Raw genomic sequence first — 424 nt, 5'->3', positions numbered from 1 at the left:
AGATGGGGACGATGCGCCCGGTGGAGAGGGACTCCGTGCCCTCGTCCTCAAAGTGCTCCACCAGAAGCTGGACCCCGTTCCTACGCTGCACCCGGCCGGTGACGATCAGCGTGGCCCCCTCCTCTATCTGGGAGAGGACCCAGGGCTGGTTGAACCAGACCAGGGTAAGCCGCCACCCCCAGGCGTCCATGGCCTTGACCTGGACCAGCTGCATCCCCTTCTTGGGGGTCCTCACCAGCTCCTTGGCCAGGACCTTGACCGAGAGGGTGGCCTTCTGGCCGTCCTCCAGGTAGCGCACGCCGGGGAGGGCCCGGCGGTCCTCGTAGCGGCGGGGGGGGGGGGGGGGGGGGGCCCGCCCGGGGGGGAGGGCCCCCCGGGGGGGGTTTTTTGGCGTTGGGGGGGGGGCCGGGGGGGGGGGGGGGGC

General features: G+C 72.9%; 1 pseudogene. It reads right to left on the bottom strand.

The features are described 5' to 3' along the window. A pseudogene (locus tag BVI061214_RS00355) lies at window positions 1-424 on the bottom strand (ATP-dependent DNA helicase RecG); the annotation flags it as partial.

The organism is Thermus aquaticus (assembly GCF_001280255.1).
In the GTDB taxonomy this organism is placed as follows: Bacteria; Deinococcota; Deinococci; order Deinococcales; family Thermaceae; genus Thermus; species Thermus aquaticus.
This window is presented reverse-complemented; position numbering and strand designations above follow the sequence as displayed.